Source organism: Pseudomonas sp. FG29, from assembly GCF_057809355.1.
Window position 1 is genome coordinate 13,909 of sequence record NZ_JBMDJU010000012.1, and the last position, 17,140, is coordinate 31,048.

Consider the following 17,140-nt stretch of genomic DNA (forward strand, 5'->3'; position numbering starts at 1 on the left):
AAAAAAGCAGATCAGATGGCTGAGGCGAACGCAGGGGGTGGTGTCAGACAGCTCGTTAAGCCGCGCCCTGTCTGGCGCCTGTAGCTTTGCTGGTTGGCGATATAGAGGCCGCCCTGCGACATCGCGCCACGCCAATCAGTGCGCTGCAGCGATCCATGGCGTACCGATCTGATCCGCTTTTTTAAGGCTTTTCTGGCGCTGTTTTCGGTGCACGCCTGGCAGGCATAGTCGGCTCCCCGTGATCAGGAGGCCTGCCGGCATGTACCAATACGACGATTATGACCGTGCGCTGGTGCGCGAGCGCGTCGCCCAGTTCCGCGACCAGGTACAGCGGCGCCTGGCCGATGAGCTGAGCGAGGAGGAGTTCCTGCCGCTGCGCCTGCAGAACGGCCTGTACCTGCAAAAGCATGCCTACATGCTGCGCGTGGCCATCCCCTACGGCACCCTGTCGGCCAGGCAGATGTGCGCGCTGGCGCATATCGCCCGTGAGTACGACAGCGGCTACGGCCACTTCACCACGCGGCAGAATATCCAGTTCAACTGGATCGAGCTGGAGCGCGTGCCGGACATCCTCGACTGGTTGGCCGATCACGACATGCATGCCATCCAGACCTCGGGCAACTGCGTGCGCAACATCACCACCGAGGCCTTCGCCGGGGTCGCCGCCGACGAATACCTCGACCCGCGTCCTCTGGCCGAGATCCTCCGTCAGTGGTCGACGGTCAACCCGGAATTCCTCTTCCTGCCGCGCAAGTTCAAGATCGCCCTGTGCGCCGCCGAGCAGGATCGCGCAGCGGTGCAGGTGCACGATATAGGCTTGCAGGTCTACCGCGACGCTGCTGGCGAGCTGCTGCTGCGCGTCTTGGTCGGCGGCGGTCTGGGGCGTACGCCGATCATCGCTCAGCCACTGCGTGAGGGCCTGTCCTGGCGCGACCTGCTGTCGTATGTCGAGGCCATCCTGCGCGTGTACAACCGCCATGGCCGGCGCGACAACAAGTACAAGGCGCGCATCAAGATCCTGGTCAAGGCCCTCGGCATCGAGGCCTTCGCCGCCGAGGTGGAGCGTGAGTGGCAGATGATCAAGGACGGCCCGGCGCAACTGACCGAGGACGAGTATCAGCGCGTCGCCGCTTCTTTCCGTCGGCCTGCCTACGCGTCGCTGGCGCAGACCGATCTGGACTTTGGCACCCACCTGGCGCGCGACGCCGGTTTCGCTCGCTGGGTCGCGCGCAATGTCATGGCGCACCAGGTGCCGGGTTACGTCAGTGTGGTGCTGTCGACCAAACCCGGTATCAGCGCGCCGCCCGGTGACATCACCGCTGCGCAGATGCAGGCCGTGGCCGAGTGGAGCGAGCGCTACGGTTTCGGCGAGATTCGCATCGCCCACGAGCAGAACCTGGTGCTGCCCGATGTACGCAAGGCCGATCTGCATGCGCTATGGCTGGAGGCTCAGGCAGCCGGCCTGGGCACCGCCAACGCCGGCCTGCTGACCGATATCATCGCCTGCCCCGGGGGTGACTTCTGCTCGTTGGCCAATGCCAAGTCGATCCCCATTGCCCAGGCCATCCAGCTGCGTTTCGACGACCTCGACTACCTGCATGATCTGGGCGAGCTGAGCCTGAACATCTCCGGTTGCATGAACGCTTGCGGCCATCACCATATCGGCAACATCGGCATCCTCGGCGTCGACAAGAACGGCAGCGAGTGGTACCAACTCACCCTCGGCGGCAGCCAGGGTCAGCAGGCGGCGCTGGGCAAGGTGATCGGCCCGTCGTTCGCCGCCGAGCAGGTGCCCGAGGTGATCGAGCGCATCGTCGGCACATACGTGGACTATCGCGAGGTGGGCGAGGGCTTTCTCGACACCTTCCAGCGCATCGGCCTGGAGCCGTTCAAGGAGCGCGTGTACCGCCGCGAGGAGGTGGCATGAACAACCTGATACGCCTGGTCGAGGGCCAGGCCTGCATCGTCGACGACGATCCCTGGCAACTGCAGGGCGAAGAGAGCGGCGCGCCGCTGATCCTGCCCCTTGCCGCCTGGCGCGAACGGCAATCCGCCGAGGTGCTGAAGGGCAGGGCGATGAGCGCCGACGGCCTGCTGTTGCAGGTGGATGACGAGCCGCAAGTGCTGCAGCCGTTTCTCGCCAGCCTGCCGCTGATCGCCATCGACTTTCCCAGCTTCCGCGACGGCCGTGGCTACAGCCAGGCGTACCTGCTGCGCACCCGCCTGGGCTGGCGCGGCGAGTTGCGCGCGGTGGGTGACGTGCTGCGTGACCAGTTGGCGCATATGCGCCAGTGCGGCTTCGATGCCTTTGCCGTGCGCGCCGACAAATCGTTGGAGGATGCGCTCAAGGGGCTGGCTGGCCTGAGCGTGCTCTATGGCCGCTCGGCCATCGAACCGCGCCCCCTGTTCCGGCGCGGACGCATCAGGGAGGAGTCGCTATGACGCTGCTGCGCGGCCTGTTCTGGCTGGTGCTGCTGCAACTCGCGGGTGTCGCGCTCAATCACTGGCTGCTGCCGATGCTGCCGGCCGCCATCATTGGTCTGTTGCTGCTGTCGGTGTGGCTGATGTGGCGTGGCAGCGTGCCCGAGCCGTTGCAGCAGGCCGCCGGTGGCTTGCTGCCATTTCTGCCGCTGCTGCTGGCCGTGCCGGCCTCGGGGATCATGACCAGCGGTGACCTGCTGCTCGCCGAACTGCCGGTGATCGCCACCGCGCTGGTGCTGTCGCTGCTGATCACCGTGCCGTTCTGCGGCTGGTTGCTGCAAACCCTGATCCGCCGCCAGGAGCGCAAGCGATGAGCGCGCTGACTCAACATCCGCTGTTCGCCATCGCGCTGACCCTGGCGGCTTTTCTCATCGCCGCCTGGCTCTATCGGCGCAGCGGCTGGTTGCTGTTGCAACCGGTGCTGGTGTCCGTGGTGCTGATCGTCAGCACGCTGCTGGCCTGCGGTGTCGACTACGCCACCTACCGCGCCGGCGCCGAGCCCATCGCCTGGCTGCTGGGGCCGGCCACCATCGTCCTAGCCGTGCCGCTGCAGCACAATATCGCGCGCATTCGCCAACTGTTCTGGCCGGTGCTGATCACCCTCTGTGCCGGCGGTGTGCTGTCGGTGGCGTTGACCCTGGGCATCGGCTGGGCGCTGGGCGCCGACTGGAGCGTGGTGATGAGCCTGGCGCCCAAGTTCGTCACCATGCCGATTGCCATGCCGGTGGCCGAGCAGATCGGCGGTGTGGCGTCGCTGGCAGCGGTGATGGTGATGCTCACCGGGGTGATCGGCACGGCGCTGGGGCCGCTGTTGCTGCGCTGGGCAGGCGTCGAGCATCCGGCTGCGCGCGGCCTGAGCTACGGCATCAACGCCCATGCCATCGGCACCGCCCACGCCCTGCAGGAAGGTGAAGAGTGCGGCGCCTTCGCGGCGTTGGGCATGAGCCTGCTGGGGATCATCACGGCCTTGCTCTTGCCGCTGCTACTGGCTTGAGCGGGCGAAATCCCGCCACCTGCCGTGGCTGCTGCTCAGGTATCTGGCGAGTTCTCGCCAGATTCTCCTGAGGCCTGCGGCAGAAAGCCGCGAAAGTACAGCTGAAACCTTTCAGCGGCACGTAACTTGCTCTAGCCCGCGGCGCGCTGGAGTACGCCCATCAAGAGGCCTGAAGCACCCTTCCTCCCGCCGCGCCGCAGACCTGCGGCTATCGCCCATGAGCGGCCCATACGGCTGCTACTCGAAACCTTGCCTGCATGGCTCATCGCCGTGCGACAACACTGGACTGTCCCATGAAGAAAATCCTGCTGACGCTGCTCTGCCTCAGCGTCATCGGTTGCTCCAAACCCCAGGAGCCCGAGAAAACCGTCGACGTCGTACTGATTGGTGCTGGCGTCATGAGTGCCACCCTCGGCACGTACCTCAACGAGCTGCAGCCCGACTGGAGCATCGACATCTACGAGCGTCTCGACCGTGTTGCCGGCGAGAGCTCCAACGCCTGGAACAACGCTGGTACCGGTCACTCGGCCTTCTGCGAGCTGAACTACACGCCGGAAACCGCCGACGGCGGTATCGACATCAGCAAGGCCATCGTCATTAACGAATCGTTCGAGATCTCCAAGCAGTTCTGGGCTACCCAGGTCGAGCGTGAGGTGCTGAGCAAGCCCAAGAGCTTCATCAACAATGCACCGCACATGAGCTTCGTCTGGGGTGAAGAGAACGTTGAGTACCTGCGCAAGCGCCACGCCGCGCTGCAGCACAGCAATCTGTTCCGTGGCATGGAGTTCAGCGAGGATCACGCGCAGATCGCCCAGTGGGTGCCGCTGATCATGCAAGGCCGTGACCCGCAGCAGAAGGTCGCAGCGACGCGCATGGCCATCGGCACCGACGTCAACTTCGGCGAGATCACCCGCCAGTTGATCGACTCGCTGATCGGCAAGGACAAGGCCAGCCTGCACCTGGAGCACGAAGTTCGTGACCTGCAGCGCAACGACGACGGCACCTGGCGCGTGACCGTGGCCGACCTGGCCAAGGGTGGCGTGGAGCAGACCGTCAACGCCCGCTTCGTCTTCATTGGCGCCGGTGGTGGCGCACTCAAGCTGCTGCAGAAGTCCGGCATCGAAGAAGCCGAGGGTTACGCCGGCTTCCCGGTCGGTGGCCAGTTCCTCATGACCCGCAATCAGGACGTGGTCGCCCAGCACCTGGCCAAGGTCTACGGCAAGGCTTCGGTGGGCTCGCCGCCCATGTCCGTGCCGCACCTGGACACTCGCGTGATCGATGGCGAGACCGTGCTGCTGTTCGGCCCGTTCGCTACCTTCTCCACCAAGTTCCTCAAGAACGGCTCGCTGCTCGACATGTTCAGCGCGATGACCACCGATAACTTCATGCCCATGGTCAACGCCGGCATGGACAACTGGTCGCTGAGCACCTACCTGATGGGGCAACTGATGCTCAGCCGGGAAGAGCGCATGGCATCCTTGCGCGAATACTTCCCGCAGGCGCGTGACGAAGACTGGGAACTGCTCGATGCCGGTCAGCGCGTGCAGATCATCAAGAAAGACCCGGAGAAGGGTGGCGTGCTGCAGTTCGGCACCGAGGTGGTGACCTCCGCCGACGGCAGCATCAGCGCGCTGCTGGGCGCTTCGCCGGGTGCCTCCACCGCCGCACCGATCATGCTGCACCTGATCGAGAAGGCCTTCGCCGACAAGGTCGCCACCCCCGAGTGGCAGGCACGCCTGAAGGAGATCATCCCGTCCTATGGGCAGAAGCTCAACGATGACCTGGAACTGACCAACCGCATCCGTCAGTGGAGCAGCGAGCGTCTGCAACTGCAGTACATCGAGGTGGCGCCGGATATGGAAATGGCCGTCGAGCCCGAGCCGAAAGCCGTGACCCTGTAAGGTCGCCCGGCGCAGTAGATAAACCCGCCCTGCGTGATGCGCACGGCGGGTTTTTTATTGGGCGGCTGAAATTCGTGAGCTGAAGCGTTCGCGGCTGAAGCCGCTCCTACTCGACCAATAAACACCTTTAGGAGCGGCTTCAGCCGCGATCTTTTTGTCTGCCCAAGTCACCGGCTTGCATGCAAGTACCGTAGCCCAGTCGCAACCCGGTGACATGCCCACGATGTCATACGGTTACTCCGTCAGCGTCATCAGAATATCGGCATACCAGGTGCAGTTCAGGCCCAGTGCTTCGTCCTGATCTTCGTCGCGGTTGCCCAGCAGGCGGGTGGAGTGGATGCCCAGCAACGTCCACGGCAGTTCGCTGTCGATGTTGGCGCGTTTGACCACCGGCGCGCCGCTGAGGCCACGATGGGTGCGGCCATCGGTCAGGAAGTAGCCCAGCCCGTGGAAGCGCAAACCGAAGGACGAGGCCAGCCCGGCATGGCGTGCCACCGGCATGCGGTGCAGGGTGTCCTGAAAGCCCAGCGGGAAGCCGACCACCAGCAAGGTCGAGCCGATCTCCACGTGTTCGTCGGCTTGCAGCAGATGCTGCGGGGTGAAGGCCTGGTAGGCGCCGTTGTGGGGCAGGGCGGCCTGATCCAGTTCGATCACCGCCACATCGATCTCGCCCGCGCCATCCATGCCTTGTCGCCACAGCTGCTGCTCGCCGTCATACAGCGGGATGGCGAAGCTGACGGTGCTGGCCAGGTTGTCGGCATCGGTGTGCAGTTCGATCTGCAGGCTGTCCGGCTGGTGGCCACTGGGCTCGTCGAGCACGACGTGGCGGCTGCTGACCAGATACAGACGGCCCTCACGGCGGAAGAAGAAACCACTGGCGTTGGTCAGTATCTGCCCAGCCGCCAGCGTGGTAATGCGTGCTGCGCTGAGCATCAGGGAATCGATCATGGTCGCGGCCTCCTGCCGGTATGGGGCTTATCCAATGACTGCCAGGCGCGAGACTGGTTCGTCTTTATTCGCGCCTGGCGCATCGAGCTGGCACGGTGGATGTAAAAAGCGACAGCTACGCGCCCCGATCCACCCTACAGCTTCGTAGGGTGGGCTTCAGCCCACCACGCTGCCAGCCCTGGGTGTGCTAAATCCCATCCGCGTTTGCGCTAGTCGGTTCGTCCTCGTTGCGATCGAGCGCCACCTGGCGGATCGACAGGCGAATCTCGGCTGGCAGCACGCGCTTGGCGGCACCTTCGGCCAGTTCGCTGAGCAGCGGGTGATGGCTGAGCTTGCCGGCTTCGTCCTGACGCAGCACGCCCTGATCCAGCAGGCTCTGGATGAAGTGACGGAACAGGCTCTTGTCGAAGAACTCCGGCGCGTTCAGCCCATGCAGGATCGACAGGCGCTGGGCCATGACCGTGCACAGGTCTTCCAGCTCCTCGGCGCTGATCGCGTTCTGCCCGGCGTTGAGCAGCAGGGCGATGGCCATGTAGAAGCGCTGCAGGGTCTGCGCCACCGAGCGCGACAGCAAGGTCAGCAGTACAAACTGGCGCGAGCTGGGCGCCGGGCGCACATACACGTCGCCCTCGACCTTGAGCAGGCCCTGCTCGACGAATGCGGCCAGCCACTGGTCGATCACGCCTTCCAGCTCGCTCGGCTCCCAGCGGATGAACAGCTCGGACTGCAGATAGGGATACAGCGCACCGGCGTAGCGCAGAATCTGCTCGCGGCTGATCCGCGCGCTGCTCTGGAAGAAGCTGGCCAGCAGCGCCGGCAGGGCGAAGATGTGTAGCACGTTGTTGCGGTAGTAGGTCATCAGGACGGCATTCTGCTCGTCCAGATAGAGAATCTTGCCCAGCGCGTCCTTCTGCTCGGCCAGCAGATTCATGCCCTTGACGTGCTCGATCAGCGCCGCGCCGTCGCCTTCCGGCAGGGTGGTGTGCGGCGAGTAGGGCACTGCGCGCAACAGCGCCAGGTACAGGTCGAGTACGCGAGCCAGGGCGCGGTCGTCCAGTGCCAGCTTGCTGGTGGACAGCAGCGCCAGAGCCACCAGGTTGACCGGGTTGATCGATGCCGCTTCGTTGAGGTGGCGCGCCACGCGCTCGCCGAGGCGGTTGGTGGTTTCGTTGAGCCAGGCCGGGCGGTACTGCGGGCCCAGCTCCTGCTGGCGCCAGCCGGGTTGCTGCTGGTCGAGGAACTCGGCCAGCTTGATCGGCTCGCCGAAGTTCACCGAGACCTGGCCGAAGCGCTGCTTGAGCGCGCCTAGCACCTTGAACAGATCGAAGATCGACTCCTTCTTCTTGCTCGCACCACGCAGCTCGCCCAGGTAGGTGCGGCCTTCCAGCACGCGCTCGTAGCCGATGTACACCGGCACGAAGACGATGGGCAGGCGGTTGCTGCGCAGGAAGCTGCGCAGGGTGATGGCCAGCATGCCGGTCTTCGGCCGCAGCATGCGCCCGGTGCGCGAACGGCCGCCCTCGACGAAGTACTCGACCGGGAAGCCCTTGCTGAACAGGGTATGCAGGTATTCGTTGAATACCGCCGTGTACAGCGGGTTGCCCTTGAAGGTGCGGCGCATGAAGAAGGCGCCGCCACGGCGCAGCAGGCCGCCGATCACCGGCATGTTGAGGTTGATGCCGGCAGCGATATGCGGCGGCGTCAGGCCGTTGCGGAACAGCAGGTAGGACAGCAGCAGGTAATCGATATGGCTGCGGTGGCAGGGCACGTAGATCACCTCGTGGCCCTGGGCGATGTCGCGCACGCCTTCGACGTTGTGCACCTTGATGCCGTCGTAGATCTTGTTCCAGAACCAGGAGAGCACCAGTTCGAGGAAGCGGATCACCGTGTAGGTGTAGTCCGAGGCGATCTCGTTGCCATAGCGCAGCGCCTGGGCTTCGGCCTTCTCCAGGCTGATCTTCTCGCGCTCGGCTTCCTCGGCAATCGCCTGGCGCACCATGGGGTCATGCACCAGGCCCTTGACCAGGTTGCGCCGGTGCGACACGTCCGGGCCGATTACCGCCGCCTTCTGGTTGCGGAAGTGCACGCGCAGAATGCGATGCACCATGCGCAGGGTGCGCTCCTGGCCCTTGTCCTGCTCGACCAGCTCGCGCAGGTGGATCGGCGTGGAGAACTGCACGCGGGTCTTGCGCCCGAGAATCAGGATGCTGATCAGGCGGCGCAGGCGCCCGGTGACGGCCCAGCTGTCGGCGAACAGCAGCTTCCAGGCGCTGGTCTCGCGATCCGGCGACTGGCCCCAGAATACGCTGACCGGCACGATCTGCGCGTCGTCCACGGCGTGCTGGCTGAGGGCGCTGACCACGCGATCGAGGGTCGGCGAAATACCGCGTTTGTCCTGGCGGCCGAACCAGTCCGGTTCCGGCGTCAGGTAGAAGAAGGCGGCAGGCTCGATATGCTCCCCGACGGCCACCGGTAACACCGGGCGCGGCAGGCCGGCCTTGGTGCACTCGCGGTCGACCACCGCCAGATCGCTCACAGAGGGCTGCTGCAGCACGTAGAACACCGGCTTGCTGCGGTCGAGCCTGAGGGTGAACGCGGACTGGTTGATGGTTTCCGAGCGTACCCAGAGGTACAGCAGGCGGCGCAGCGCGCTGAAGGCCATGCGGCGGAAGGGGGAACGGGTCATACGAACTCTTGGGCAGTTAAACGAGCGCATGCTCGGGAAGGGCGCTAGTGTGCCGCAAGCCGCGTCTGGCGGGCAAAAAACTCTCGCCTGCAGCCGCGCAGCCCGACCCAGCATGACGGCGGCGTATGACGAAAAAACGGCCAACGACTCAGCACCCGTTGCTCAACAGAACTGCAAAGCGGGTCTGGGGTTCCCGAACGGAATGCCGAGTCAGGCCGTTGCCATGACGCGGATCGCCTCCTGCCGTGCGGGTAGCGTTCAGGATCATGTAGGAGCGAGCTCTGCTCGCGAAGCTTTTTGCCTGGGGATTCGCGAGCAGAGCTCGCTCCTACAGGTGTCCTTGCGGCCTGGGCCGGGCAGCGATTCGTTTCAGCCAAGCACTCGCTGCGACTTTGCTGCAGGGCGTAGGGTGGGCTTCAGCCCACCACCTGTACCACCGCAATCCCTCACGCCAACTTCATCACCACCACGCCGGATGCGATCACCACGCACGCCACCAGGCGAATCGGCCGCAACCTCTCCTTGAGCAGCACCATCCCCAGCAGCACGGCGAACACCACGCTGGTCTCCCGCAGAGCCGACACCAGCGCCACCGGCGCCTGGGTCATCGCCCAGATGACGATGCTGTAAGCCGCCATCGACATCGCCCCACCGGCCAATCCCCCACGCCAGTGCGGGCCCAGCGCGAGGAAGGCGCGTGGCCCACGGCTGACGGCCAATACCACGGCCATCACCACGCCGTTGACGCTGAACAGCCACAACGAATAGCTCAGCGCATCGCCATTGCTGCGCGCGCCCATGGCATCGCTCAGGGTATAGCCGGCGATGAACAGCGCCGTCATCAATGCGCAGAACAGCATCGCCCCCTGCGGCGCCTTGTGCTGGCCGCCGCGCAGGGCCATCAGCCAGATGCCCGCTACCAGTACCAGCAACCCCAGCAATTGCAGAGTGCTCAGCCCGTCGTGCAATAACAGCAGGGAGAGCAGGACGACCATCAGCGGCGAGCTGCCCCGGGCAATCGGGTAGACCTGACCCAGGTCGCCGTACTGGTAAGCGCGGGCGAGAAAGAAGTTGTAGCCGATGTGCAACAGCGCCGACAGCGCGATCCACGGCCAGGCCGAGGCCTGCGGCAGCGCAACCAGTGGCAGCGCGCAGAGCGCCACCAGACCGGCGCCGATCTGGATCAGCGTGGCAGTGAGGAAGCGGTCGAGGCCGATCTTGAGCAGGGCGTTCCAGCCGGCATGCAGGGCGGCGGCAGCGATGACGGCGAGAAAGACCGTGGTATCCAAGGTGGGCCTCGGTGTGGGGGCAGGGATGGCGTGTTTGCAGCGAGTCTATCTGCAACGCAGCCTCGACCGCGACCAGCTTGGTGCTGTCAGCTGTCCGAGTCCTTTGCCCGGCGACAGACTTCCACTACCAGCGCTTGCAGCAGCGTGGCCTCATCGTATGCCGCCGTGATCGAATCGACAGCCCAGCCGCAGCCGGCCAACTCGAAGTCCATCTGCCAGTTCTCGCGGGCACGCAGCTCCTGCAGATTCAGAGATACCGACCCGCCGCGCTCCATATGGCCGCCGCCAATCGACTCGCCGACCTCGAAAGGCCTGCCTCGGAACGGATAGAGATAGACGCAGTACACGTGATGCGAAGGGTGTTCCACTGTCGGCGCCTGGTTGCGATAGCCCAGCCGCAACACCTGATGCTCCAGTTCCGCCTGGGCCAGGGGCGTGGAAAGCGCGAAGGCCTCGGCGGCCTCCAGCTCGATCCCCGGTGCCCAGTGCAGGCGCTGCCCATCGATACGCACATGCTTGTAGTGGTTGGGATAGGCCAGCAGCGGCCAGTTACGCTGTTCACGCAGCGGGCCGAGGTCGAGCAGGCGAGGAGAGGCACCAGCGAACACCAGCACCAGGTGCCAGCGCTCGGTGGGCATCACATGGAGGAGCCGCGCGGTCATTTGCGTGTGCGCTGGTTCTGCGGCGCCTGTTCCAGCCCCGAGATGTCCTGCGTCCAGGGCAGGGCCGCCTCGCACCATTTCTGCCAGGTTGGCGGCAACTGCCGACGCTCGTCCAGCACACCGACGCGCAGGCCATACGCCACCGGATTGTCCGCGTCATAGGTGAACAGTTGCGAGCCGCAATCGCCACAAAATGCCTGCGCGCGCCGCGATCCGCTCTCGGCCACCTTCACATAGACCTTCGGCGTTCCCGTGAGCAGCTTGAAGGTGCCAGGCAAGGCGGGGGTGGACAGGCGAAATGCCGTACCGGTGAGCTTCTGGCAGTCATTGCAATGGCAAATGCTGACCAAGGCCGGATCGGTCTCGGCTTCGAACTGGATCTGATTGCAGTGGCAGCTACCGTGGACTTTCATGGGATCTCCCAGGGGCTGGTGGGCAAGGGCGCAGCAGAGATAGTCGGGAGTTTATTACCGATATACAACTGTGTTGCTGCTTTGAAGAGGAGTTGATCTGTTGGGCATTGTAGCGACACGAGGGGTGTTGGTGGTGTGCTCTTATTCTTATGGTCGATCATCTTCTTTCTTGTCTTGACTGTTCCATGCTGATTCCATGAAAAACCCAACAGCTAGGAAAATCACAATGGCGCCAATGAAGAAAAATATCTCTTCGGTATGAAGCGTGCCTCGACCGACGCTGGGCGATGCTCCTGGCGGAGGCGCTCCGGCATAGCTTAAAGAGCTTGTGAATAATAAAAATATGAATATGAGCTTGGACATAAAATCCTTCTAGGGTATGACCTGATCCCTCTCGATCAGGAACAATTTTCTGCGGGTATGCTTGCGTTCGCCGGCATATTCGGCGCCCTCGAAGGTCATCTGTTTCATTGGCATATCCGGGCTAGCAAGAGTGCTTGTTTCAACAGGCTCTGGAAGTTAAATTCAGAGTTTATTTGAAGCGCCAGTAGCATGAATCTTGAGTTAAAGACTCAATTGCAGAAATTCTCAGTTCTGCATGCAATTTTCCTTAAATATTCAATTCGTTTCCGAAGTTCTTCTTCTTGGCAGGACGAACTGAACGTCGACACCCACGCGCTTGAGCCGCCTTCTAGTCCACCTTCGAGAGCACAATTTTCTTGGACGTAAACTAGCCAGGCACGCTGCGATTTTCGTAACTGCTCTTGTTGTTTTCTTGGGTCAGATTCATCGTGTACAGGTAAAGACTTAAGTGCGGATGGATAAATACGATTAAGCTCTTTGTCCAATCGGTTTAACTCTTCATGCTGGCATTGATCCTGCTCAGCATGTGATTGGGCCATCGACATGCAGCTTTTCTCGTCTGCTACTGTGCTGCTAGCGGCTAGTACAAAGATAAAAAGTATTCGTTTCATGCGAAAGTCTCAACGCTTGTTTAAGGCGCGGGCTTTAGTCGCTCCGAGTGAGCGGCTTGAACCATCTTTTGGGGTGTTGCACCCGGCTATAACGTAAGAATTACAACAGCCCACAATCCGAGAGTGGCTAGGAAATTTATTGTGAAAACTAAACCGCGCAACCGTATGTTTGTGGTGAGTAGTTGTACATAGCTATGAGCCATGCGCCCCAGAATGAAAATCCACGCTAGCCAGGTTGCAGTGGCTAAGTCTGATTGGTTTTGTATTAGTAGAATGCACGCTGCATAGAAAAATACGGGCCACTCGAACTGGTTTGAAAGATTAGCACTAATTCGGGGCTCTACTGCTGCCCATGGATTGCTTCCATCTGGTTTTTTGCCTATGCCCCACACCTTAGGTGCGCGTGCGATAGTTAATAGCACGTAAAGAAAAGCGGTGAGTGCTATATGAGCTGCCATAGGAAGTATGAGTGGATTCAATTTGGTGGCGCTCCATAACGACAATTTTAAATCAGCAGCCTGACGTTTAGTTAAGGGGCAGGCTTTAGCCCGTTCCAAGTGAGTGAAGCAAACGGTTTGAATGCTGTAATGGACTCTCCCCAAACCACTGCCCTATACAGGCGTAGTGGTAGTAACAGTTAGGAGAGCTGTTATAAGGCGAATCGTTGTTGAACTGGCCAAGTCCGTTTACCAAGTTGCCGAGAGTGTCCGTTTCGGCCAGGTGGTGCAGCGCAAGCGGCTGAACCGAGAGGCGTTCCGGCAATATATACAGGAGCAGGTCGGGTTGGTCGAGTGGGTGATAGAAGCCTGCGGCAGGACGCATTACTGGGCGCGCCTGGTGCAGCCTTCTCAGTCAACTCCTGATCTCGGCTAACGTTTGCCTGGAGCGCTTTCCATATGCTGCTTTTTGTACTTGCGAGCGGTCTATATCGCTCTGCAGCTTTGCGCGTGGCTTACGACTTACCCAGCAAACGCGCAGCGTCGAAACCCATGCGCAGGTTGCCCCAGTGGCGGCCTTCGAAGAAGAAGGGTACGTCGATCTCGGTCATGATTTCGCCGGTGTCGCGCAGGTAGGTCTGCAGCAGGAAACGCTGGGTGTTGCTGGCCGCCCGCAGGCCCACCGGGTCGGAGAATATGCGCTTGTTGCGGCACACCGGCAGATCGACTTCGCGCGTGCCGGTCGGGGCCTTCGAGACCCAGCTGTTGTTCACCGGGCAATAGCCTTTGCTGTCGACGATGAAGGAGACGATGCCGCCCTTGGTGCCTTTGGTCAGGGCGTCTATTTCGTCCTGACAGATGCGCGCGAAGCGCTCGGTATAACCGGTCATGTATTGCTTGGGGTCGGTATTGGGGATGGCTTTGTAGTTCTGGTCGAACAGGTTCACGCCTTCGCGTTGCAGCGCCGCCAGGCGCGTCTGCAGGGCATCGCGGCAGCGGGTGGCACGAGTGATGGCGGCGTCGAGTTCGCCTTCGCCGAGGATGAAGCGGCCGAGCAGGGTCTGCACACTTTCGGCTACGGTGGACAGGTCGCGGGTGGCGATGGCCGAGCTTTGCATGCGCTGGTCGATGGCCTGGCTGTCGGCATGGATCTGGGTGACGCGGTGGTTGATCCCGGTGTTGGCGTCGGCGACCTGGAGGATGTGCTCGGCGATCTCGGCCAGCTTGCCGTTGGTAGATTCGAAGTCGCCGATCATGCTCTCGAAATGCTGGGTGGCGCGCTCGACCACCACCTGCGTCTCGCGGGCGCTCTGGCTGATCTTGGCAGTTTGCTCGTGGGTCGAACTCACTTCCTTGAGCATGGCGTCGATGTTCTGCGAGATGTCGCCGGTGGCCTGGCTGACGCTTTGTGCCAGGGTGCGCACTTCATCGGCGACCACCGCGAAGCCGCGCCCGCTCTCACCGGCGCGGGCTGCTTCGATGGCGGCGTTGAGCGCCAGGAGGTTGGTCTGTGAGGAAATCTGCTGGATCAGGCCGACCACGGATTTGATGTTCGAGGAGCGCTCGTTCAGTGCGGCGACCAGGCCGCTGAATTCGTCGAGCCTGCTGGAGATATCGCTGATGTTGCCGGTAACTTCCAGCAGTTCGGCGTAGGAATCCTGCGCCATGCTCAGGTTGTGCGCGGTGCTGGTGGAGATCGCTTGGGTTTGCTGCGACACCTCGTCGATGCGACCGACCGCGATGTTGCTCTCGCTCATCACTTCATTGGCGAAGCGTGCCTGGTGGGTGGCGCTGTCGCTGGAGTCGCTGATGTTCTTCAGCGAGCGGGCGGATTCCACGGCGATCTGTACGGTCAGCGCCTGCACGTTGCTGATGATCTCGCGCTGCTTGGCCAGGAAGCGGTTGCAGGTGCTTGCCAGGGTGCGGATTTCGTCGTGGGTCAGCAGCGGCAGGTCGCGCGACAGGTCGCCTTCGCCGTTGGCGATTTCTTCCAGGGCGCGGGTCATGTTGTTGACCGGGCGCACGATCAGGTGGCGGAAGTACCAGACCATGAAGCTGACCATGGTCAGGGTGAACAGTGCGCTGAGCGCCAGGGCGGTGCCGAGGGTGTCGAGCTTGCCTTCGACCTGCTTGAGCAGGGCGGGGTCGAGTTGGCTGCCGTGCAGCAATTGCACGATGTCGGCGCGCAGGCTGATGGCCACCCAGAACAGCATGCCGCTGACCAGCACCAGCAGGAAGAGGCTGGAGAGCTTTTTGGTCAGGGTATCGAAGAAGTTTCTCTCGATAGCGTCGTACAGCGACTTTACCGACTGCATGCAGTAATTCCTTGCCAAAGATTCCTGGGTTGTCACTGCTGTCGACTGGTAGCGCAGAACCTTTAACGAAAGATGTCTGTGCGCCAGCACCGCGGGCTGGCCTGGATGGGTTTTGCGGCGTTATCGTCAGGAGCGAGATAGCGCCGCCAGCGCATGCCACGGCAACGGCCTTTCGTGGGGGTAAACGGCCATGAAACTGTCCCTTCGCTGAACCCATATTCCATTTACAGCCTGTTGCAATTGGCTGACTGAACTTTTTGCTTTTGTCAGGGTCATGCCCTCGTCCGGGCGCGTGCTTTTGCAGTGCGCTCGGCGTTCTTGCGGGCTGCGCGTGTGCGGTGGTTTCGCTGAGCGCAGCGCCCTTCGCGACGGTGAGAGGCCATGATCGAGATAAGAAACCTGACCAAGCGTTTTGCGCAGCATACGGCAGTCGATGATCTGTCGTTCAGTGTCCAGCCAGGGGAAGTGCTGGGCTTTCTCGGCCCCAACGGGGCCGGTAAATCCACCACCATGAAGATGCTCACGGGGTTTCTCGCGCCGACCTCCGGCACGGCGAGCATCCTCGGCTTCGATATCCAGACGCAGACCCTCGAGGCCCAGCGGCAGATCGGTTATCTGCCGGAAGGCGCGCCGTGCTACGGCGACATGACGGTGCGCGGGTTCCTCGAGTTCATCGCTGAGGTGCGCGGTTTTCGCGGCGCTGAGAAGAAGCTGCGGGTGCAGCGTGCGGTGGAACAGCTAGAGCTGGACAAGGTGCTGGAACAGAGCATCGAGACGCTGTCCAAGGGTTTCAAGCGCCGCGTCGGCCTGGCCCAGGCGATCCTGCATGATCCGCGTGTGCTGATTCTCGACGAGCCCACCGATGGCCTCGACCCCAACCAGAAGCATCAGGTGCGCCAGCTCATCCAGGGCCTGGCGCGCGACAAGATCGTGATCATTTCCACCCATATCCTCGAAGAGGTCACGGCGCTGTGCACCCGCGCCGTGGTGATTGCTCATGGCAGGCTGTTGGCCGATGGCACGCCGCTGGAGCTGGAAAGCCGCTCGCGCTACCACCAGGCGGTGACGCTGGTGGCTGAGGAGGCGCTGGATCAGGCTGCCCTGGCGGCGTTGCCCGGTGTTGCGGGCGTCGAGGAAAACGCCCGTGAGCACAGCCTGAGCGTGCTGGCGCAGCCGGGTGCGGTGATCTTCCCGCAGGTCAATGCGCTGATCGCCGAGCGCGGCTGGAAGGTGCGTGAACTCAATGTGGAGCGCGGTCGCCTCGATGAGGTGTTCCGCACGCTGACCCGGGGAGAGCAGTGATGACCCAGTTGCCCGTGATCTTCAAACGCGAGCTGGCGAGCTATTTCGCCACGCCGCTGGCCTATGTGTTCATCGTCATCTTCCTGGTGCTGTCCGGGGTGTTCACCTTCTACCTGGGCGGCTTCTTCGAGGGTGGCCAGGCGAACCTGTCGGCCTTCTTCAACTTCCATCCCTGGCTGTACCTGTTCCTGGTGCCGGCCATCGCCATGCGCCTGTGGGCGGAGGAGCGCAAGTCCGGCTCCATCGAGCTGCTGATGACCCTGCCGATCACCCGCTTCGAGGCGGTCACCGGCAAGTTCCTGGCGGCCTGGGTGTTCGCCGGCATCGCGCTGCTGCTGACCTTCCCGATGATCATCACCGTCAATTACCTGGGCGAGCCGGACAACGGCGCCATCGTCACCGGCTATATCGGTAGCTGGCTGCTGGCTGGTGCCTACCTGGCCATCGGCTCGTGCATGTCGGCGCTGAGCAAGAACCAGGTGATCGCCTTCATCCTCGCGGTCAGTGCCTGCTTCCTGTTCATCGTCAGCGGCTTTCCCATGGTGCTCGACGCCTTCGCCTGGGCGCCGCAGTGGCTGGTGGACGCCATCGCCTCGCTGAGCTTTCTGGTGCGCTTCGATGCCATCAGCAAGGGCGTGATCGATGCGCGCGACCTGCTGTATTTCCTCTCGCTGATCGCCGCCTGGCTGACCGCCACCGCCGTGGTCATCGATCTGAAGAAAGCTGACTGAAGGAATG

The 17,140-nt window shown here is 62.5% G+C and carries 16 protein-coding genes and 1 pseudogene; 8 read left to right on the forward strand and 9 right to left on the reverse strand.

The features are described 5' to 3' along the window. The first annotated feature begins 259 nt into the window (after positions 1-259). The 5 genes from ACODS1_RS13875 (at position 260) to ACODS1_RS13895 (ending at position 5,376) form a co-directional block, all read left to right on the forward strand. A complete protein-coding gene (locus ACODS1_RS13875) occupies positions 260-1,927 on the forward strand; it encodes a nitrite/sulfite reductase (RefSeq protein WP_489086115.1) in 1,668 nt (555 codons plus the stop codon). Continuing rightward, on the forward strand, positions 1,924-2,442 hold the full coding sequence (locus ACODS1_RS13880; RefSeq protein WP_489086116.1) for a DUF934 domain-containing protein: 519 nt from the start codon (positions 1,924-1,926) through the stop codon (positions 2,440-2,442). The genes ACODS1_RS13875 and ACODS1_RS13880 overlap by 4 nt, the downstream gene beginning before the upstream one ends. After that, positions 2,439-2,795, forward strand: coding sequence for a CidA/LrgA family protein (locus ACODS1_RS13885; protein WP_489086117.1), 357 nt, complete (start codon positions 2,439-2,441; stop codon positions 2,793-2,795). Before ACODS1_RS13880 ends, ACODS1_RS13885 begins: the two co-directional genes overlap by 4 nt. Beyond that, positions 2,792-3,475, forward strand: a complete 684-nt coding sequence (locus ACODS1_RS13890; protein ID WP_489086118.1) for an LrgB family protein — start codon at positions 2,792-2,794, stop codon at positions 3,473-3,475. Before ACODS1_RS13885 ends, ACODS1_RS13890 begins: the two co-directional genes overlap by 4 nt. Before the next feature lie 293 nt (positions 3,476-3,768). Then, a complete protein-coding gene (locus tag ACODS1_RS13895) occupies positions 3,769-5,376 on the forward strand; it encodes a malate:quinone oxidoreductase (protein ID WP_489086119.1) in 1,608 nt (535 codons plus the stop codon). Between the two features lie 234 nt (positions 5,377-5,610). Here the strand turns inward: ACODS1_RS13895 and ACODS1_RS13900 are convergent, their stop codons facing one another. The 8 genes from ACODS1_RS13900 to ACODS1_RS13935 form a co-directional block, all read right to left on the reverse strand. After that, positions 5,611-6,324: a trypsin-like peptidase domain-containing protein gene (locus ACODS1_RS13900; protein ID WP_489086120.1), complete on the reverse strand. Its 714-nt coding sequence runs from the start codon at positions 6,322-6,324 to the stop codon at positions 5,611-5,613. A 187-nt stretch (positions 6,325-6,511) separates the two neighbouring features. Then, positions 6,512-9,010 carry a glycerol-3-phosphate 1-O-acyltransferase PlsB gene (gene plsB / locus ACODS1_RS13905; protein ID WP_489086121.1) on the reverse strand — a complete coding sequence of 833 codons (2,499 nt, stop codon included), beginning with the start codon at positions 9,008-9,010 and terminating at the stop codon, positions 6,512-6,514. A gap of 446 nt (positions 9,011-9,456) precedes the next feature. Then, a complete protein-coding gene (locus ACODS1_RS13910; RefSeq protein WP_489086122.1) occupies positions 9,457-10,299 on the reverse strand; it encodes an EamA family transporter in 843 nt (280 codons plus the stop codon). Between the two features lie 86 nt (positions 10,300-10,385). Beyond that, positions 10,386-10,961: a hypothetical protein gene (locus ACODS1_RS13915; protein ID WP_489086123.1), complete on the reverse strand. Its 576-nt coding sequence runs from the start codon at positions 10,959-10,961 to the stop codon at positions 10,386-10,388. Further along, positions 10,958-11,374: a GFA family protein gene (locus tag ACODS1_RS13920; protein WP_489086124.1), complete on the reverse strand. Its 417-nt coding sequence runs from the start codon at positions 11,372-11,374 to the stop codon at positions 10,958-10,960. The genes ACODS1_RS13915 and ACODS1_RS13920 overlap by 4 nt, the downstream gene beginning before the upstream one ends. Positions 11,375-11,521: 147 nt before the next feature. Next, positions 11,522-11,737, reverse strand: a complete 216-nt coding sequence (locus tag ACODS1_RS13925; protein ID WP_489086125.1) for a hypothetical protein — start codon at positions 11,735-11,737, stop codon at positions 11,522-11,524. Between the two features lie 209 nt (positions 11,738-11,946). Beyond that, positions 11,947-12,348 carry a lysozyme inhibitor LprI family protein gene (locus tag ACODS1_RS13930; protein WP_489086126.1) on the reverse strand — a complete coding sequence of 134 codons (402 nt, stop codon included), beginning with the start codon at positions 12,346-12,348 and terminating at the stop codon, positions 11,947-11,949. An 86-nt stretch (positions 12,349-12,434) separates the two neighbouring features. After that, positions 12,435-12,806 carry an MAPEG family protein gene (locus ACODS1_RS13935; RefSeq protein WP_489086205.1) on the reverse strand — a complete coding sequence of 124 codons (372 nt, stop codon included), beginning with the start codon at positions 12,804-12,806 and terminating at the stop codon, positions 12,435-12,437. Between the two features lie 193 nt (positions 12,807-12,999). On the opposite strand from ACODS1_RS13935, the pseudogene ACODS1_RS13940 reads away from it, so the two are divergent. Then, positions 13,000-13,191: pseudogene (locus tag ACODS1_RS13940) on the forward strand (IS110 family transposase); the annotation flags it as partial. A gap of 109 nt (positions 13,192-13,300) precedes the next feature. On the opposite strand, the gene ACODS1_RS13945 reads toward ACODS1_RS13940, so the two are convergent. Beyond that, positions 13,301-15,100 carry a methyl-accepting chemotaxis protein gene (locus ACODS1_RS13945; protein WP_489086127.1) on the reverse strand — a complete coding sequence of 600 codons (1,800 nt, stop codon included), beginning with the start codon at positions 15,098-15,100 and terminating at the stop codon, positions 13,301-13,303. 381 nt (positions 15,101-15,481) lie between these two features. On the opposite strand from ACODS1_RS13945, the gene ACODS1_RS13950 reads away from it, so the two are divergent. Beyond that, complete coding sequence (locus tag ACODS1_RS13950; protein WP_489086128.1) at positions 15,482-16,402, forward strand: ABC transporter ATP-binding protein; 921 nt, start codon at positions 15,482-15,484, stop codon at positions 16,400-16,402. Beyond that, positions 16,402-17,133, forward strand: coding sequence for an ABC transporter permease subunit (locus tag ACODS1_RS13955; protein ID WP_322978445.1), 732 nt, complete (start codon positions 16,402-16,404; stop codon positions 17,131-17,133). The genes ACODS1_RS13950 and ACODS1_RS13955 overlap by 1 nt, the downstream gene beginning before the upstream one ends. Positions 17,134-17,140 lie beyond the last annotated feature (7 nt).

What these genes read in the sequence shown, in the direction of transcription:
- plsB (WP_489086121.1), bottom strand. Translation starts at nt 9,010, where the DNA reads ATGACCCGTTCCCCCTTCCGCCGCATGGCCTTCAGCGCGCTGCGCCGC.
- ACODS1_RS13930 (WP_489086126.1), bottom strand. Translation starts at nt 12,348, where the DNA reads ATGAAACGAATACTTTTTATCTTTGTACTAGCCGCTAGCAGCACAGTA.
- ACODS1_RS13950 (WP_489086128.1), top strand. Translation starts at nt 15,482, where the DNA reads ATGATCGAGATAAGAAACCTGACCAAGCGTTTTGCGCAGCATACGGCA.
- ACODS1_RS13945 (WP_489086127.1), bottom strand. Translation starts at nt 15,100, where the DNA reads ATGCAGTCGGTAAAGTCGCTGTACGACGCTATCGAGAGAAACTTCTTC.
- ACODS1_RS13895 (WP_489086119.1), top strand. Translation starts at nt 3,769, where the DNA reads ATGAAGAAAATCCTGCTGACGCTGCTCTGCCTCAGCGTCATCGGTTGC.
- ACODS1_RS13890 (WP_489086118.1), top strand. Translation starts at nt 2,792, where the DNA reads ATGAGCGCGCTGACTCAACATCCGCTGTTCGCCATCGCGCTGACCCTG.
- ACODS1_RS13875 (WP_489086115.1), top strand. Translation starts at nt 260, where the DNA reads ATGTACCAATACGACGATTATGACCGTGCGCTGGTGCGCGAGCGCGTC.
- ACODS1_RS13935 (WP_489086205.1), bottom strand. Translation starts at nt 12,806, where the DNA reads ATGGCAGCTCATATAGCACTCACCGCTTTTCTTTACGTGCTATTAACT.
- ACODS1_RS13900 (WP_489086120.1), bottom strand. Translation starts at nt 6,324, where the DNA reads ATGATCGATTCCCTGATGCTCAGCGCAGCACGCATTACCACGCTGGCG.
- ACODS1_RS13915 (WP_489086123.1), bottom strand. Translation starts at nt 10,961, where the DNA reads ATGACCGCGCGGCTCCTCCATGTGATGCCCACCGAGCGCTGGCACCTG.
- ACODS1_RS13955 (WP_322978445.1), top strand. Translation starts at nt 16,402, where the DNA reads ATGACCCAGTTGCCCGTGATCTTCAAACGCGAGCTGGCGAGCTATTTC.
- ACODS1_RS13925 (WP_489086125.1), bottom strand. Translation starts at nt 11,737, where the DNA reads ATGTCCAAGCTCATATTCATATTTTTATTATTCACAAGCTCTTTAAGC.
- ACODS1_RS13920 (WP_489086124.1), bottom strand. Translation starts at nt 11,374, where the DNA reads ATGAAAGTCCACGGTAGCTGCCACTGCAATCAGATCCAGTTCGAAGCC.
- ACODS1_RS13880 (WP_489086116.1), top strand. Translation starts at nt 1,924, where the DNA reads ATGAACAACCTGATACGCCTGGTCGAGGGCCAGGCCTGCATCGTCGAC.
- ACODS1_RS13885 (WP_489086117.1), top strand. Translation starts at nt 2,439, where the DNA reads ATGACGCTGCTGCGCGGCCTGTTCTGGCTGGTGCTGCTGCAACTCGCG.